This is a genomic window from Pseudomonas sp. Hz4 (genome assembly GCF_054898165.1).
On the sequence record NZ_CM142719.1, the window covers coordinates 2349447 to 2365203 of the forward strand.

Annotated in this window: 19 protein-coding genes and 2 pseudogenes; 8 read left to right on the top strand and 13 right to left on the bottom strand. The window is 58.6% G+C overall.

The features are described 5' to 3' along the window. Positions 1-129: 129 nt before the first annotated feature. From alc to puuE, 3 genes are all read right to left on the bottom strand, one after another. Positions 130-1125, bottom strand: coding sequence for an allantoicase (gene alc / locus ACYZTR_RS10625; protein ID WP_461978638.1), 996 nt, complete (start codon positions 1123-1125; stop codon positions 130-132). Positions 1126-1216: 91 nt separating this feature from the next. Beyond that, complete coding sequence (uraD, locus tag ACYZTR_RS10630) at positions 1217-1732, bottom strand: 2-oxo-4-hydroxy-4-carboxy-5-ureidoimidazoline decarboxylase (RefSeq protein ID WP_461978640.1); 516 nt, start codon at positions 1730-1732, stop codon at positions 1217-1219. Then, positions 1729-2655: an allantoinase PuuE gene (gene puuE, locus ACYZTR_RS10635; RefSeq protein WP_461978641.1), complete on the bottom strand. Its 927-nt coding sequence runs from the start codon at positions 2653-2655 to the stop codon at positions 1729-1731. Before puuE ends, uraD begins: the two co-directional genes overlap by 4 nt. A 432-nt stretch (positions 2656-3087) precedes the next feature. On the opposite strand from puuE, the gene uraH reads away from it, so the two are divergent. Next, the gene (gene uraH, locus ACYZTR_RS10640) at positions 3088-3441 is read left to right on the top strand and encodes a hydroxyisourate hydrolase (protein WP_282480738.1); all 354 of its coding nucleotides are present in this window, start codon (positions 3088-3090) and stop codon (positions 3439-3441) included. 138 nt (positions 3442-3579) lie between these two features. Here uraH and ACYZTR_RS10645 read toward each other — a convergent pair whose 3' ends face one another. Next, a complete protein-coding gene (locus tag ACYZTR_RS10645; RefSeq protein ID WP_461978643.1) occupies positions 3580-4206 on the bottom strand; it encodes a LysE family translocator in 627 nt (208 codons plus the stop codon). Between the two features lie 79 nt (positions 4207-4285). Then, positions 4286-5635, bottom strand: coding sequence for an NCS2 family permease (locus ACYZTR_RS10650; protein ID WP_461978645.1), 1350 nt, complete (start codon positions 5633-5635; stop codon positions 4286-4288). 205 nt (positions 5636-5840) lie between these two features. Here ACYZTR_RS10650 and ACYZTR_RS10655 point away from each other — a divergent pair, with 205 nt between their 5' ends. Beyond that, positions 5841-5984, top strand: a complete 144-nt coding sequence (locus tag ACYZTR_RS10655) for a hypothetical protein (protein WP_461978647.1) — start codon at positions 5841-5843, stop codon at positions 5982-5984. 189 nt (positions 5985-6173) lie between these two features. Here ACYZTR_RS10655 and ACYZTR_RS10660 read toward each other — a convergent pair whose 3' ends face one another. The 5 genes from ACYZTR_RS10660 to ACYZTR_RS10680 all read right to left on the bottom strand — a co-directional run bounded on the left by ACYZTR_RS10660 (position 6174) and on the right by ACYZTR_RS10680 (position 8946). Further along, positions 6174-6545: a glutathione S-transferase N-terminal domain-containing protein gene (locus ACYZTR_RS10660; RefSeq protein ID WP_461978649.1), complete on the bottom strand. Its 372-nt coding sequence runs from the start codon at positions 6543-6545 to the stop codon at positions 6174-6176. 101 nt (positions 6546-6646) lie between these two features. Beyond that, positions 6647-7192, bottom strand: a complete 546-nt coding sequence (folE, locus tag ACYZTR_RS10665; protein ID WP_003204506.1) for a GTP cyclohydrolase I FolE — start codon at positions 7190-7192, stop codon at positions 6647-6649. Between the two features lie 77 nt (positions 7193-7269). Further along, positions 7270-7827: a Smr/MutS family protein gene (locus ACYZTR_RS10670; RefSeq protein WP_008146127.1), complete on the bottom strand. Its 558-nt coding sequence runs from the start codon at positions 7825-7827 to the stop codon at positions 7270-7272. A gap of 76 nt (positions 7828-7903) precedes the next feature. Then, on the bottom strand, positions 7904-8224 hold the full coding sequence (locus tag ACYZTR_RS10675; protein WP_461970075.1) for a hypothetical protein: 321 nt from the start codon (positions 8222-8224) through the stop codon (positions 7904-7906). A gap of 131 nt (positions 8225-8355) precedes the next feature. Continuing rightward, positions 8356-8946 (bottom strand): cysteine hydrolase family protein, encoded by a 591-nt coding sequence (locus ACYZTR_RS10680; RefSeq protein WP_449645455.1) that lies wholly within the window; start codon positions 8944-8946, stop codon positions 8356-8358. Positions 8947-9186: 240 nt separating this feature from the next. On the opposite strand from ACYZTR_RS10680, the gene prmB reads away from it, so the two are divergent. After that, positions 9187-10095 carry a 50S ribosomal protein L3 N(5)-glutamine methyltransferase gene (prmB, locus tag ACYZTR_RS10685; RefSeq protein ID WP_461978652.1) on the top strand — a complete coding sequence of 303 codons (909 nt, stop codon included), beginning with the start codon at positions 9187-9189 and terminating at the stop codon, positions 10093-10095. A 114-nt stretch (positions 10096-10209) separates the two neighbouring features. Here prmB and ACYZTR_RS10690 read toward each other — a convergent pair whose 3' ends face one another. Then, on the bottom strand, positions 10210-11001 hold the full coding sequence (locus ACYZTR_RS10690; protein WP_461978654.1) for a hypothetical protein: 792 nt from the start codon (positions 10999-11001) through the stop codon (positions 10210-10212). A gap of 74 nt (positions 11002-11075) precedes the next feature. Continuing rightward, the gene (locus ACYZTR_RS10695) at positions 11076-12089 is read right to left on the bottom strand and encodes an alpha/beta hydrolase (protein WP_461978656.1); all 1014 of its coding nucleotides are present in this window, start codon (positions 12087-12089) and stop codon (positions 11076-11078) included. 83 nt (positions 12090-12172) lie between these two features. Between ACYZTR_RS10695 and aroC the strand changes: the two genes are divergently transcribed. The 5 genes and pseudogenes from aroC to ACYZTR_RS10720 form a co-directional block, all read left to right on the top strand. Then, positions 12173-13264, top strand: a complete 1092-nt coding sequence (gene aroC, locus ACYZTR_RS10700; protein ID WP_461978658.1) for a chorismate synthase — start codon at positions 12173-12175, stop codon at positions 13262-13264. A 34-nt stretch (positions 13265-13298) separates the two neighbouring features. Then, complete coding sequence (locus ACYZTR_RS10705) at positions 13299-14444, top strand: MFS transporter (RefSeq protein ID WP_461978660.1); 1146 nt, start codon at positions 13299-13301, stop codon at positions 14442-14444. Positions 14445-14464: 20 nt separating this feature from the next. Continuing rightward, positions 14465-14557: pseudogene (locus ACYZTR_RS10710) on the top strand (hypothetical protein); the annotation flags it as partial. Positions 14558-14577: 20 nt separating this feature from the next. Next, positions 14578-15123 (top strand): 1,2-dihydroxy-3-keto-5-methylthiopentene dioxygenase, encoded by a 546-nt coding sequence (locus ACYZTR_RS10715; protein ID WP_461978662.1) that lies wholly within the window; start codon positions 14578-14580, stop codon positions 15121-15123. A gap of 4 nt (positions 15124-15127) precedes the next feature. Continuing rightward, positions 15128-15219, top strand: a pseudogene (locus ACYZTR_RS10720) (acireductone synthase); the annotation flags it as partial. Between the two features lie 98 nt (positions 15220-15317). On the opposite strand, the gene ACYZTR_RS10725 reads toward ACYZTR_RS10720, so the two are convergent. Then, positions 15318-15596 carry a DUF3509 domain-containing protein gene (locus ACYZTR_RS10725; protein ID WP_461978664.1) on the bottom strand — a complete coding sequence of 93 codons (279 nt, stop codon included), beginning with the start codon at positions 15594-15596 and terminating at the stop codon, positions 15318-15320. Positions 15597-15757 lie beyond the last annotated feature (161 nt).

Consider the following 15757-nt stretch of genomic DNA (forward strand, 5'->3'; position numbering starts at 1 on the left):
TTTTCGTTGAGTTTGATCGTTCCCACGCTCCGCGTGGGAATGCAGCCCGTGACGCTCCGCGTCACATCCAATGCGGACGCAGAGCGTCCGGTGATGCATTCCCACGCAGAGCGTGGGAACGATCGGATGTTACTTCGCGACCTTGCCCAAAACCCGCAGGCGGCTCACACCACCATCCGGGAACACGTTCAGGCGGATGTGGGTGATCGGCCCCAGAGCCTTGATCTGCTCGGCGAAAGTGTGTTCGGCGTGCATTTCCAGTTTCTGCGCTGGCAGCAATTCGCGCCAGAACAGCGATTGGGTTTCGATCTGGCTGTCAGTGCCGCCCTTGACGAACGCACCCTGGATCGAGCACGTGTCCGGGTAGTTGCCCTTGAAGTGCAGGGTGTCGACGACGATTTTCTCGATCTCGCCCGGATGACCCAGCGCGACGATGACCCAGTCATTGCCAGGGGTACGACGACGTGCGGTTTCCCAGCCGTCGCCCATGTTGATGCCACGGCCCGGGTTGAGGATGTTGCTCATGCGACCGAAGTGTTCGTCGGAGCAGGCGAGGGCGCGGCCGCCGTTCAGCGCTGCAGCCAGGTCAACCTGCTCGTTGTCGCCCACAGCGGACCAGTCGCGGAACGGAATACCGTAAACACGCAGGCGGGCCACGCCACCATCCGGGTAGATGTTGAAGCGCAGGTGACTGAACGCCTGGTCGTTGTTGATTTCGTGGAAGTGGTGGCTGTTGCCTTGCAGCTCGACGGCCGACAGCACTTCAGTCCACTGGGTGCTTTCGTCCGGCTCGCCCGAGGCCAGGAAGCACGCTTCCAGGGAGGCCGACGGCGGGAAGTTGCCGGTGAAGAATGAAGTGTCGATGTCCACGCCTTTGATCGAGCCTGGAACGCCCAGGCGGATTACCGCGCTGTCGTAGCCTTCGAAGCGCTTGCGGCGCGACTCCCAGCCGTCCATCCACTTGCCGTTGTCATCGAACACGCCCTCCTTCCACACAGCCGGGGTCGGTTGAAACAGGCGGTCGGCATCAGCGAACCAGTCATCGGTGACCGAGATGATTTTGGTGCCCAGACGGGCGTCGGCCAGGTTGACGAACTTCTCGAAAGGTACGGCGTAAGCTTTCATTCTTCTTGTCTGCCTTTAATAAGTTGGCTTGGGATGCTCTCAGGGCCCTGGGCTCGTTCTGCGTTCGGAAAACTTGTTCGGGCCAAGGTCGCTATAGGGTCAGTAATCGGAACAACGCAATCTTGTTGATCTGCGCCAGCGCGCATTTGAATTCGGTATCCGCCGAGTTGTGAATGCGCGTTTCGAACGCCGCGAGGATCTGATGCCGGTCGCTGCCTTTTACCGCCATGATGAAGGGAAACTTGAACTTGGCTTTGTAGGCGTCGTTCAGCTCGGTGAAGCGAGAAAACTCTTCGGCCGTGCATTGGTGAATACCCGCGCCAGACTGTTCTTGAGTGCTGGCTGCGGTAAGCTGGCCCTGAACGGCGGCTTTGCCGGCCAGGTCCGGGTGAGCGTTGATCAATGCCAGCTGGCTGACGTGATCGGCGCTCAACAGGATGTCGCTCATGCGCTGGTGCAGGGTTTCGATCTGGTCGATCGACGCGTCCTGACCCAGGTCGAAGGCCTTTTCGGCCACCCATGGCGAATGTTCGTAGATGTCGGCGAAGGCGTTGACGAAAGCGTCGCGGCTCAGGGTCGATGGCTTGAGGGTTTGAAAGGTGCTCATTTTGCGGCCCCTTGGTACGGGTGGGTTTGGTGCCAGTGGCGAGCGATGTCGACGCGACGGCTGAACCACACCTGTTCATGACTCTTAGCGTATTCGATAAAGCGTTTGAGCGAGGCCAGACGCGCCGGACGGCCGATCAGACGGCAGTGCAGGCCGATCGAGAGCATCTTCGGTGCTTCGGCGCCTTCGGCATACAGCACGTCGAACGCGTCTTTGAGATATTCGAAGAAATCGTCGCCCTTGTTGAAGCCCTGGACCTGGGTGAAGCGCATATCGTTGGTGTCCAGAGTGTACGGGATCACCAAGTGCGGTTTGCCGGTCGGGTTGTTCGGTTCCCAATAGGGCAGGTCGTCGTCGTAGGTGTCGCAGTCGTAGAGGAAACCGCCTTCTTCCATCACCAGACGGCGGGTGTTCGGGCCAGTGCGGCCGGTGTACCAGCCCAGCGGACGTTCACCGGTGATTTCGGTGAGGATGCGGATCGCTTCGAGCATGTGCTCGCGTTCCTGCGCTTCGTCCATGTACTGGTAGTCGATCCAGCGATAACCGTGGCTGCAAATCTCGTGGCCGGCATCGACCATCGCGCGGATCACGTCCGGGTGGCGCTGGGCGGCCATGGCCACGGCGAAGATGGTCAGCGGGATGTCGAATTCCTTGAACAAATTCAGAATCCGCCAGACGCCGACACGGCTGCCATACTCGTAAAGGGACTCCATGCTCATGTTGCGCGCGCCTTGCAGCGGCTGCGCCGAGACCATCTCGGAGAGGAAGGCTTCGGATTCTTTATCGCCGTGCAGGATATTGCGCTCGCCACCTTCCTCGTAATTGAGCACGAAGGACAAGGCGATGCGAGCATTGCCCGGCCAGTGTGGGTGAGGAGGGTTACTGCCGTAACCGATCAGGTCGCGTGGGTAGTCAGCGCTCACTGCAGTCTTCCTTCTTATTCGTTCGACTTGTTCAAGGTCAGGGTTGTGTGGCGGCCTGGCAATTTGATGACAGGCTGGCGTCACAGCGATGGGCTGATTGTATACAACTTTACATCCACTTTGTAAGCCTGATTTTTTGCATTTTTCACTGACTGTCATCTTTACATGTTATTGCAAGAAACCTGCCTGATTGGTCAGCTAATAGATGGAAGGTCCTTTGGTCTTATGGTTCGACGCCAGATTCGGTACGAATCCATGAGTAGCGTACATCGCCGTTAGAATGTGATTTTTATTGTGTACAATTTTGTTGAAAAGTGTCTTAATCAGTCGCTCGCCGCAGCTTTTCGTGTTCCGAATCGGTGCGGTCTCCTTTTCAACTGACTTCGGGAGGTGCGAGGTCTGACTGCTCCGGCGGGCAGGCGCGCAGAATCAATGGGACGTTTGACTACACACGTTTTGGACGCTGCACACGGTTGCCCGGGCAGCTCGATCAAGGTCGAGTTGTACCGCGTTGAAGGGTCGCAGCTGGAACTGGTCGCCACTGCGATGACCAACAGCGATGGCCGTGTCGATGCACCGCTGCTGCAAGGCGATGACTATCGCTCCGGGGTCTATCAGGTTCAGTTTCATGCGGGCGATTACTACCGCGCCCGTGGCGTTCAGCTGCCGGAACCTGCGTTCCTGGATGTAGTGGTGCTGCGTTTCGGCATCTCTGCGGAACAGGATCACTACCATGTGCCATTGCTGATTTCGCCATACAGCTATTCGACCTACAGAGGAAGCTAGGACTTTCCCCCCAAAAAATCCTGCGCATATAGCTTCTTTGGTCTTTCGCCCGCTCACACTGCGGGCTTTTTTTCGTCCTTGAGAAAATAGGTGCGGGGTCAGGCGCCATCGCGGGCTTGCCCGCGATGCTTTTGCTCTTCAGCGGCTCAACAAGGATGCCGCGCCCGCACCACTGAACAACCCCGCACTGATCCGGTTAAACCAGTTCTGTCCCTTGCCACTGCGCAAATACCGCGCCGCCCCGTGGGCACCCAGCCCATAAGCCAATTTGCACAACAGATCCAGCACGGTCCACGTCACTATCATCACCAGTAACTGCGGCAGGAACGGTTGCTCGGCGCTGAGGAACTGTGGCAGGAAAGCAGCAAAAAACAGAATGTCTTTCGGGTTGCTTGCGCCCAGCACAAACGCGCGACCGAACAGTGCACGAAAGCGTGGAACCGGTGCAGCCTGGGGCACTTCAGCGCCGTGTGAGGGCTGACGCGATTGCTGCCAGCTCTGCCAGGCCAGGTAGAACAGGTACAGCGCACCGACGATTTTCAGCGCGCCGAACAGCTGTTCCGACGCCAGCAGCAAGGCGCCCAAACCCAACGCGGAAGCACTGAGCAAACAGATCGACGCAATCACGCCTCCCAGAAACGCCGGGTACGACCGGCGCAAACCGTAATTCAGGCTGTTGCTGATCATCAGCAAAGACAGTGGCCCGGGGATCAGGATCACCACCAGCGCAGCGCCGCTGAACAGCAGCCAGGTTTCCAGACTCATCACTTTCCTCCATGTGTGCAAAAGCCCCACCCGACGGGGTGAGGCTGTTTTGAAACACTGTTATTGAAACGTAGACGGCTTACAAGAAAACGAACTTGGCAATGAAGATCGCGCAGAGCACCCACAGACTGATGGAAACTTCCTTGTGCTTACCGGTACAGGCCTTCAGTACCACGTAAGTGATAAAGCCCAGCGCAATGCCGTCGGCGACCGAGAAGGTCAGGGGCATCATGATCGCAGTGACGATCGCCGGAATGCTGTCGGTCGCTTCGTCCCATTCAATGTGCGCCATGCCGCCCATCATCAGCATCGCCACATAAATCAGCGCACCGGCGGTTGCGTAAGCGGGGATCATGCCAGCCAGCGGAGCGAAAAACATTGCGGCAATAAATAGCACACCTACGGTCACAGCGGTAAGACCAGTCCGACCACCCGCGGCAACACCTGCGGCACTTTCCACGTAGCTGGTAACCGGCGGAACACCCACCACAGCACCGAATACGCTGGAAGCACTGTCGGCTTTCAGGGCACGGGAAAGGTTTTCGATCTTGCCGTCGGCGTTCACCAAACCAGCGCGCTGAGCGACGCCCATCAAGGTGCCGGCGGTGTCGAACATGTGCACGAAGAGGAAGGCCAGCACCACGCTGATCATGCTGATGTTGAACACCCCGGCGACATCCATGGCCATCCAGGTCGGAGCCAGGCTCGGCGGGGCCGACATGATCCCTTCGTAATGCACCAGGCCCAGGCCCCAACCGGCCAGGGTCACAGTGATGATGCTGATGAGAATCGCACCGAACACTTTGTGGTAACTGAGCACGGCGATCATCAGGAAGCAGATGGCGGCGAGCAGTGGGCCAGGCTCGCGCAGGGAACCGAGTTTGATCAGGGTGGCCGGGCTATCGACGACGATGCCAGCGGTTTTCAAACCGATCAGCCCGAGGAACAAGCCCACACCGGCGCCCATGGCGTAGCGCAAGCTGACCGGGATGCTGTTGAGCAGCCATTCGCGAATCCGCGAGAAAGTCAGGAACATGAACAGCACACCCGAGATAAACACCGCGCCGAGGGCGGTTTCCCAGTTGTAGCCCATGGTGCCAACCACGGTATAGGTAAAGAAGGCGTTCAAACCCATGCCTGGCGCCAGGCCGACTGGCCAGTTGGCGTAAAGGCCCATCAACAGGCAACCCAGCGCGGCGGCGATACAGGTGGCGACAAACGCGGCACCGTGATCAATCCCGGCGTCGGCCATGATGTTGGGGTTGACGAAGATGATGTAAGCCATGGTGATGAAGGTTGTCAGACCGGCAATCAGCTCGGTCTTCACCGTGGTGCCATGCAAGCTGAGTTTGAAGATGCGCTCCAGCCAGCCATTACGTAACGGCGGCGAGAGTTCCAGCGACGGGGCTTCGGATTTGCGGCTTTCCACAGCGAATACTCCTCAAGAGTTTTATTGTTATTTCCAGGGCCGGACCCATGAGGGTGGCAGCGGCCCTTTGAGGCACTTGCGAATTTGTTGACCGGTTGGTCAAGAACTTGTACGAAGTGGATTATGCTTTTGTATACAAATAAAGCAAATAATGTTTTTGATTTTGTAGACGAAAAGTTTGTTGATCGGGATATATCGGCTGTAGATGAACGTCCCCACGCGGGAGCGTGGGAACGAGAGTGACTCGGCTGGCCTTTGGGTTTTGCCCAAAGCCATGTCCATCGCCAGCGAAGGGCTGAAACGGCTGGCAGCGGTGGAGCGTCAGACCCAGGCAGCGGAAGCGGTCTGAGGGCAGAGACAAAAAAACCGACGCAGGGCCGGTTTATTTTTGTCCGAGATTTTTAGTGCAGGGTCGGCCTCGTCGCGAGCAAGCTCGCTCCCACAGGGATCAGTGTTGATCCCAGGCTCCATCACCCCACACAACCACGGTGGGAGCGAGCTTGCTCGCGATGAGGCCATCAGCACCAGCACAAAACCATCAGGCTGCGGCAAACCGCTTGTCCAGATAATCAATGATCACCTTGGACTCGTACATCCAGGTGGTCTGGCCATTCTCTTCGATGCGCAGGCACGGAACCTTGATCTTGCCGCCGTGTTCCAGCAGGGTCTGGCGATCCAGTTCGTTGTTCTTCGCATCGCGCAACGCCACCGGCACGTTCAAGCGGCGCAGGGTGCGGCGGGTTTTCACGCAGAACGGGCAAGCGTGGAACTGATACAGGGTCAGGCCCTTGGCAGCCGTGTTGACCTGAGCCTGAACCTCGGCAGGACGCTGCTTTTTACCGGGGCGGGTGATGAAGTCGATGAAGATGATCAGTTGGCCAAGGCCGACACGAAGCGCTTTTACGAACACGGTATAAGCCTCACAGGGGCAAACGAAGGCGCGCAGCTTACCTGATTTTCGCGGTCGAAAAAAAAACCGGCGATGAATGCCGGTTTTCTTCGTGCAGTGAATTACTTGATCAGGCTGAGAAACTCGCTGCGGGTGGCCGCATTTTCGCGGAACTCACCCAGCATCACCGAGGTAATCATTGACGAATTCTGTTTCTCCACACCGCGCATCATCATGCACATGTGCTTGGCCTCGATCACCACTGCAACGCCCAGGGCGCCGGTGACTTGCTGGACCGCATCGGCGATCTGGCGGCTGAGGTTTTCCTGGATCTGCAGGCGACGGGCGTACATATCGACGATCCGCGCGACTTTCGACAGGCCCAACACTTTGCCGCTCGGAATGTAAGCGACGTGGGCTTTGCCGATAAACGGCAGTAGGTGGTGTTCGCACAACGAGTAAAGCTCGATGTCCTTCACCAGCACCATTTCGCTGTTATCGGAGCTGAACAAGGCACCGTTGGTGACTTCTTCAAGCGTCTGCTCATAGCCGCGGCAGAGATACTGCATGGCTTTGGCGGCACGCTTTGGTGTGTCGAGCAGGCCCTCGCGGGAGACGTCCTCGCCCAATTGGCCGAGAATCGCGGTGTAATTCTGTTCCAGGGACATGAAACTACCTGTGGGATTTTACGCAAAGGTCAAGGGTACGGTGGCGGACACGGCGCTGCAAGCGTGGCGCGACAGCTTTACTCGTCGCGGCCTTCCATCATGGTGCGTTTGAGCATCACATACACCGCGCCGGCGCCGCCGTGTTTCGCTTGGCACGAGGTGAAGCCAAGCACCTGCGAATGCTGGCGCAGCCAGGTGTTGACGTGGCTTTTGATCATCGGCCGCTTGCCGTCCAGACGTACGGCCTTGCCGTGGGTGACGCGCACGCAACGGATTTCGAATTTGGTCGCTTCGGCCAGAAACGCCCAGAGGGTTTCCCGGGCCTTTTCCACGCTCATGCCATGGAGGTCGAGGCTGCCTTCGAACGGAATCTGTCCGATCTTGAGCTTGCGCATCTGGCTTTCCTGAACACCGTCACGCGCCCACATCAGCTCGTCTTCGGGGCCTACATCGATGACGAACTGATCGGACAGCCCATCAACGGTGGTGGCATCAGTGCGCACGGTGGCGGCCTGGCGCAGTTTGGCGATTTGTGCGCGGTCAGCTTTGGGTTTGCCGGTTTCGGCGCGATCGTGTTTGATCGGCTTGACGCCTTGGATCGCGCTTTTGAACAGGGAAAAATCGTCGTCTTGCATGTCAGCCTCCGCGAAGGGCGGCCAGTTTACCCAACTCGAGACGAATCGGGGCGCGAGAAAACGCGAAGCGCACGGCTCAGTCGTGTTTTTTCATCAGGTGCGGGGAGATGTTCAGCTCACGCGACTGCCGCGAGCGGCGACGGCAGCGACGCCATAGCCACACGCCGATGTACAGCACGAACAGGCCAATCGCCAGAATCACTGCCGACCCGGCGGGGCTGGCATTCAGCTCGCCCAAGGCAGGCGCGTGGCCGAGCAGGCTGGCAATACCTGCCATCGCCAGCAGCACACCGCACATCGCCAGCAAGGCAGCAAATGCCGCGCCGATTCGAAAACGCCAGTTGCGTTGGCCTTTAGGCCGCAGGCGGCGTGCGTCAAAACCATCGGATAACTTCATTCCGACTTTCCTCAATGGGTATCGGCCCTTCGACCGGGAGTTGACCGGGATGTTCCTGAGGCTAAGACATTTACAGCAAATGATAGGCTTTTGCGGATGAGCGGCGGCATGGACCGCTCACCGTAGGTCGATCAGATCAACTCTTGAGTCAGGGCAACGACCGCGAAATTGTCTGCCATGATCGCCATTTCGGTCTGATGAACATGCTCGGCACTGAGAACTCCGCCCTTATAGGGCAAATCGCGGGTGGCACAGGCGTCTTCTACAAGCGTGCAGCGAAAGCCCAGGTTTTTTGCCGCACGCACGGTGGTGCTGACGCTGGAGTGGCTCATGAAGCCGCAAACGACCAGATCCACCGAGCCTAGTTCTTCCAAACGTTTTTTCAGATCCGTGCCATGGAACGCACTCGGCAGTATTTTTTCAATTTTGATTTCGCCGGGCAGCGGCTCCAACCCAGGAATGAACTGCCCGCGCTCGCCACGCGGGTCGAACAGTCCACCGACGGTGCCGAGATGGCTGACATGCACAATCGGCCGACCGGCTGCACGGGCAGCGGTCACCAGTTGTTTGATGTTCGCGACGGCAGCATCCATGCCGCTCAGGGCCAGGGGGCCGCTGAGGTATTCTTTCTGGGCATCGATAATGACAAGGGTCGCATGGCTCAGTTTGGCTGCTGCATAACCGCGGCCGCTGAGTTGAAACATCGTTTGTGTAACGGACATTCTGGGGCTCCTTCGGATGGGGCTTTTGCGACATTGTCCTCTGGCTGAGCGCTTCTGTGAATCGCTACCATCGCAGGCGCCGTCTTTTCTGGCTCGCAGCCTTGTCAATAGGCGCGTTTTGTTCAATCACCCGCTGAAAAAATAGAATAGTCCTGCATTTGCCCCGGTAGTTTTCCCGCGTCGTCGTGACGCGTTTTGGCTGGTAGAATCGCCAGTCGTTTTTCTTGGAGTTTGCCCCCCGTGATCACTTCCCGACTTCGTACCCTGCGTGACCATATTCGTTGGGCCGTCAGCCGCTTCCATGGGGAGGATCTGTTTTTCGGCCATGGGACCGACAATGCCTGGGACGAAGCTCGTCAGTTGGTGTTGGGTGCCTTGCACTTGCCGTGGGAAATCGCCGACAGCTACCTCGACTGCAATCTGGAAGAAGACGAGCTGGTCAACCTGCAACGCCTGCTCAAACGCCGTATCGAAGAACGCATTCCTACCGCGTACCTGCTGGGGGAAGCGTGGTTCTGCGGCATGTCGTTCATCGTCGATGAGCGCGTCTTGATCCCGCGTTCGCCGATTGGCGAACTGATCGAAAAGCGTTTCGAACCGTGGCTGGGCGCCGAACCTGCGCGAATTCTCGACCTGTGCACCGGTTCCGGCTGCATCGGTATCGCCTGTGCCTACGAGTTCCAGAACGCCGAAGTGGTGCTGGCCGACCTGTCGTTCGAAGCACTGGAAGTGGCCAACCAGAACATCGAGCGCCATGGCGTCGATGAGCGGGTGTACACGGTGCAGGGCGATGGATTTGATGGTTTGCCGGGGCAGCGTTTTGACCTGATCGTGTCGAACCCGCCTTACGTTGATGCGGAAGATTTCGCCGACATGCCGGACGAATACCAGCACGAACCGGAGCTGGGCCTGGCCTGCGGTGATGATGGCTTGAACCTGGTGCGTCGCATGCTCGCCGAAGCTGCGGATCACCTGACCGAGAAGGGCTTGCTGATTGTCGAAGTAGGCAACAGCCAGGTTCACGTTGAGGCGCTGTACCCGGAAGTCGACTTCGCCTGGCTCGATTTCGAGCGCGGTGGGCATGGCGTGTTCATGCTGACGGCGGAGCAGTGCCGCGATCATCAGGCACTGTTCGCTTCCCGCGTCTGACTGAACTGGCTTCTGTGGCGAGGGGATTTATCCCCGTTGGACTGCGCAGCAGTCCCTCTTTTTGGGGCCGCTTCGCAGCCCAACGGGGATAAATCCCCTCGCCACAAAAAGCCGTTAACGTTGTGTCGCAATCCAGATCAGCAACCCGGCCTGAAACACCGCAAACGCCACCAGACAGGTAATGGTAAAGCGCAGCCCGGCGTCTTCGCGCTTGTACTTACTGACCTTTTCTTCGTGCTTCTTGAGTTTGACTTCCTGCTCGGCCAGATTTTGCTCGGCTTGCTGGAGCATCTGCGCCGCCTCAAGAATTTCCACGACCTGCAATTTTTCCGTGTTCCAGTCAGCCAGCAGGTCGCCGACCTGTACCTCTTTGACGCTGCCCTTCAAATGCTGCGGGTCGGCATAGACCACATCGAAACCGTGCACCCGCAAAAAGTGATCGCGGCGCAGGCGAGTGTCTTCGTTCAGCGCGTCCTTGTTGTTCAAGTCGGTGCCGTCGACGGTGTAACCGGGCCAGCGCTTTTTCGCCCAGGTAATGCCCTGGGCGGCCATGAATCGGCCGATACCACGGTTCATCGGCTCGATCTGCAAACCGCTGTCAGGCCCGAAGTGCACGCGCTTGGTGGTGTGATCGACCCACACGTCCAGATGATTCTGTTCCTTGCGCACGCGCTGGCCGGGCAACTTGATGCTCATGCGCATCAGGCTGCGTTCCTTGTTGTTGCGTTCGGCGTAACCGAACTCAATAAAACGCAGCGGCCGTCCACCGGTGTTGCGGTCGGTCTGCAACGGCGCCAGACGGAGCATCTTTTGGTGCTCGACGTGGACGTCCGCCCATGGCAGCTCGACCGCTGGCGGTGCCTCTTTTTCAGCGGTGGTGTCGGGTGAAGTCGGGGTATCAGTCATAACGGCGAGATCCTGTCCAAGCTCTGCTTGCCGCCAGTCATAGCGCTGGCGACAAAGGCTTATCGGCCGTTTTTTTAAGGACTGGAGGGCAAACTGGCGTGAAGTCCGTCAATAAACCCGAGGATTCGCGCGCCGAGTTCGGCCGCCAGAGGCAATTGAGGATCCTTATAAGAAGCCATTTGCCGTTTTACATCGTTGGGCACGATGCGCATCACGTGGTTCATGCCTTCGATCAGCGCCAGTTCGGCGTCCGGTTTGGCAGCTTTCAACAGCTTGGCGTCACCGACGCCGACCTGGATGTCGTTGCTGCCCTGAATGATCAGCGCCGGCATCTTCAACTTGGCGAACGCCGCTGCCGGGTCCTGGCGGAACAGTGAAATCAGATACGGCTGCACGCTCGGGCGGAAAATGACCTGCAACTGCGGCGGCACGTTGTCGTCGGTATGGCCGGCCTTAAGGCTGTCGAGCAGTTCATTGCTGCGCAGCATCAGCGGTGGCGGCAGGCGATTGCTCAATTGTTGGCGCAGCACCTGATCGATCGGCCGGGCGCTGCCGGACATTGAGATGACCGCGGCGGCATCAAGGCTCGGCGCCGCCAGGCTGGCGATCAAGGCACCTTCGCTGTGGCCCAGCAGGATCAGTTGGCCAAAGCGCGGATCGGTTTTGAGCTTCTGGCCCCAGGCCTCGGCGTCGGCCACATAGGCCTCAACCGTCAGATTGCGTTCGTCCGGGGTCGCCGCAAGGCTCGCCGCCACGCCGCGTTTGTCATACCGCACGCTGGCGATGTTGTGTTTGGCCAGTACCCAAGCGAGACGCTTGAGGCCGTCGTTGCGTCCGCCGTCAGGGTTATTGCCGTCACGATCCGTAGGACCGGAGCCGGAAATGATCAGGACAACCGGTACCGGCGTGCCGGACTTGGGTAGCAATAACGAGCCGAAAAGCTCGCCGCTGCCCGTGTCCAAAGTGATGGGACGTTGCAGGACTGTGGCCTGTACAAAACCGGTAAACAGGGTAAGGCTCAAGGCTATAACTCGCAGCATCATCACGCCATCATGAACAAGATGCCGGTTGGACTCGCAGGCACCCATAAGGTTCGAGGATGAACTACTTGGGTAGCCTGCGTATACTGGCGCGCATTACGTATTTGGTTCGATTTCACGGAGCGTCCTGCATGTCCGGCAATACCTACGGCAAGCTGTTCACTGTCACCACCGCGGGCGAAAGCCATGGTCCGGCGTTGGTCGCCATTGTCGACGGCTGCCCGCCGGGCCTGGAGATCTCTCTGGAGGATCTGCAGCGTGACCTGGATCGCCGCAAACCCGGTACCAGCCGCCACACCACCCAGCGCCAGGAAGCCGACGAAGTCGAAATCCTCTCTGGCGTGTTCGAAGGGCGCACCACGGGTTGCTCCATCGGCTTGTTGATCCGCAACACCGACCAGAAGTCCAAAGATTACTCGGCGATCAAGGACCTGTTCCGCCCGGCGCACGCCGACTACACCTACCACCACAAATACGGTGAACGTGATTACCGTGGCGGCGGTCGCAGTTCGGCCCGTGAAACGGCCATGCGCGTGGCTGCTGGTGCGATTGCGAAGAAATACCTGGCCACTCAGGGCATCGTCGTTCGTGGCTACATGAGCCAGCTCGGCCCGATCGAAATCCCGTTCAAGACCTGGGATTCGGTGGAAGAGAACGCCTTCTTCAGCCCTGATCCGGACAAAGTGCCGGAGCTGGAAGCCTATATGGACCAGTTGCGCCGCGACCAGGATTCGGTCGGCGCGAAGATCACCGTGGTCGCTGAAGGCGTGATGCCGGGCCTCGGCGAGCCGATCTTCGACCGCCTGGACGCCGAACTGGCCCATGCGCTGATGAGCATCAATGCGGTCAAAGGCGTGGAAATCGGCGCCGGTTTCGCCAGCGTTGCCCAGCGTGGCACCGAACACCGCGATGAAATGACCCCGCAAGGGTTCCTCAGCAACAACGCCGGCGGGATTCTCGGCGGCATTTCGTCGGGTCAGCCGATCGTCGCGCACCTGGCACTCAAGCCAACCTCGAGCATCACCACGCCGGGCCGTTCCATCGACATCCATGGCAACCCGGTGGAGGTCGTCACCAAGGGTCGTCACGACCCGTGCGTCGGCATCCGTGCCACGCCGATCGCCGAAGCGATGATGGCCATCGTGCTGATGGATCACCTGCTGCGTCACCGTGGGCAGAACCTGAACGTGCGCGTGAGTACGCCGGTGCTGGGTCAGCTTTAATGGCTGACCTCACAGCCGCTGCGGTCTGACGACCGTGTCGGCGCTCCCGTACTGGCGGCTCTCCAGTTTCTATCTGTTCTATTTCGCCTTGCTCGGTTCGACAGCGCCGTTTCTGGCGCTGTACTTCGATCATCTGGGCTTTTCCAGCGCGCGCATCGGCGAGCTGGTGGCGATCCCGATGCTGATGCGCTGCGTGGCGCCGAACATCTGGGGCTGGCTCGGTGATTACACCGGCCAACGCCTGGCGATCGTGCGCTTCGGTGCGGTCTGTACGCTGCTGACGTTCTCACTGATCTTCGTCAGTAAGACCTACGCCTGGCTGGCAATGGTCATGGCCTTGCACGCGTTCTTCTGGCACGCGGTGTTGCCGCAGTTCGAAGTCATCACGTTGGCGCACTTGAAGGGCCAGACTCACCGTTACAGCCAGATCCGCCTGTGGGGTTCCATTGGGTTCATCATCACCGTGGTCGCACTCGGCAGGCTGTTCGAATGGCTCAGCCTCGACATTTATCCTCTGGCGCTGGTGCTGATCATGGCCGGCATTGTCGTCAGCAGCCTGTGGGTGCCCAACGCTCAACCGATCCAGGGGGAGCGACCGGCGGGGGACGGTTTTCTCAAGCAGTTGCGCAATCCCGGCGTGTTGGCGTTTTACGGGTGTGTGGCGCTGATGCAGATGAGCCACGGTCCTTATTACACCTTTCTGACCTTGCACCTGGAGCGACTTGGTTACAGCCGTGGGCTGATCGGCATGCTCTGGGCGGTTGGCGTGGTGGCCGAAGTCTTGATGTTTCTGGCCATGAGCAAGATCCTTACGCGTTTCTCCGTGCGTCGGGTGCTGCTGGCGAGTTTTCTGCTGGCGGCGTTGCGTTGGTTGTTGCTCGGTTCGTTCGCTGAATTTCTTTGGGTGCTGTTGTTTGCCCAGGTGCTGCATGCGGCGACTTTTGGCAGCTTTCACGCGGCTGCCATCCAGTTCGTGCAACGTAGCTTCGGCGCGCGTCAGCAAGGTCAGGGCCAGGCGTTGTATGCCGCACTGGCCGGCGCCGGTGGCGCATTGGGCGCGTTGTATTCCGGCTACAGCTGGAATGCCCTCGGCGCCACATTGACCTTTAGTATTGCCAGCCTCGCTGCCCTGGCCGCTGCCGTTATCATTGCCACACGTATGCAAGAGGACAGGCCATGAGCTTCACCCGTGAACACCTCGCGCGCATGAGCGATGCGCTGCGGCAGATCGAAGCCTTTGAATTTTTTGCGTGCGAGTTGAAGGCGCGCTCGGTTTTTAACCATAAAGCATGAACCGTTAAGGAATTGCCCTGATGAGCAGCCTGTCCGTTTACCACGTCTCAAGCCCTGACTTGCCAAACAAGGTGCTGACGCATTTTGAAGACATCGCCTCGACCCTGGCCGAACAGGGCGTGCGTTTCGACCGTTGGCAGGCTGCGGCGAAGATCCAGCCCGGCGCCAGCCAGGAAGAAGTGATCGCCGCGTATCAGGAGCAAATCGACACGCTGATGACCGAACGCGGTTACATCACCGTCGATGTGATCAGCCTGGACAGCGATCACCCGCAAAAAGCCGAGCTGCGCGCCAAGTTCCTCGACGAACATCGGCATGGCGAAGACGAAGTACGATTTTTCGTCGCCGGTCGTGGCTTATTCACCCTGCACATCGACGATTACGTCTACGCGGTGCTTTGCGAGAAAAACGACCTGATCTCGGTCCCGGCCGGCACCCCGCACTGGTTTGACATGGGTGAGCATCCGCATTTCGTCGCGATCCGTCTGTTCAACAACGCCGAAGGCTGGGTAGCCAACTTCACCGGCGAAAACATCGCCAGCCGCTTCCCGCGTCTTGAGGACTGAGTCCATGCCGATCAAAGCGATTCTCACCGATATCGAAGGACCACCAGCGCGGTGAGTTTTGTGTTCGACGTGCTGTTCCCGTACGCCGCCAGACACCAAGCTCGCTCCGACATGGATCGGCGTACCGTCAGAAACAATTCAGGCCGTGAAGCGAAAGCTTTCACGGCCTGATCGTTTACAGCGTCGATACGGTTTTATACCGAGTGATAAGTCGGCAGGGCAAACCGCTGCTGGCTTTGCAGCATGGAGATCCGCGGCAGTTCGCTGGCCTGTTCGGCAATGTCACGGCGAATGGCACTGATCACCCAGGACAATTGATCACCGGCATGCAATTGCTGGTAGGAAATCGAACGTTTGAAGAGTTTGCCGTCGGTGCTGCTCAAAGTCAGCAAAATGCCACCGTCAGGACGCGGCTGGGTGGTTACTTCGAAGTTGGAGAACAGGGACGAAAATTTTTCTTGGATCAGGTTCATGTCTATCAGCTCCGTTAGCTCTTGAATGGCAAGCATGCAGAGGTAGTTGCAGTGATTGTGCCAGCACCTTATTTTTTAAAAATCCTTAAATATCAACTGGTTAGTTTCTCGGTGTTTTTGCACTTTCGTGCATTCTGCATGAATGGCCATCGTGCATCCTG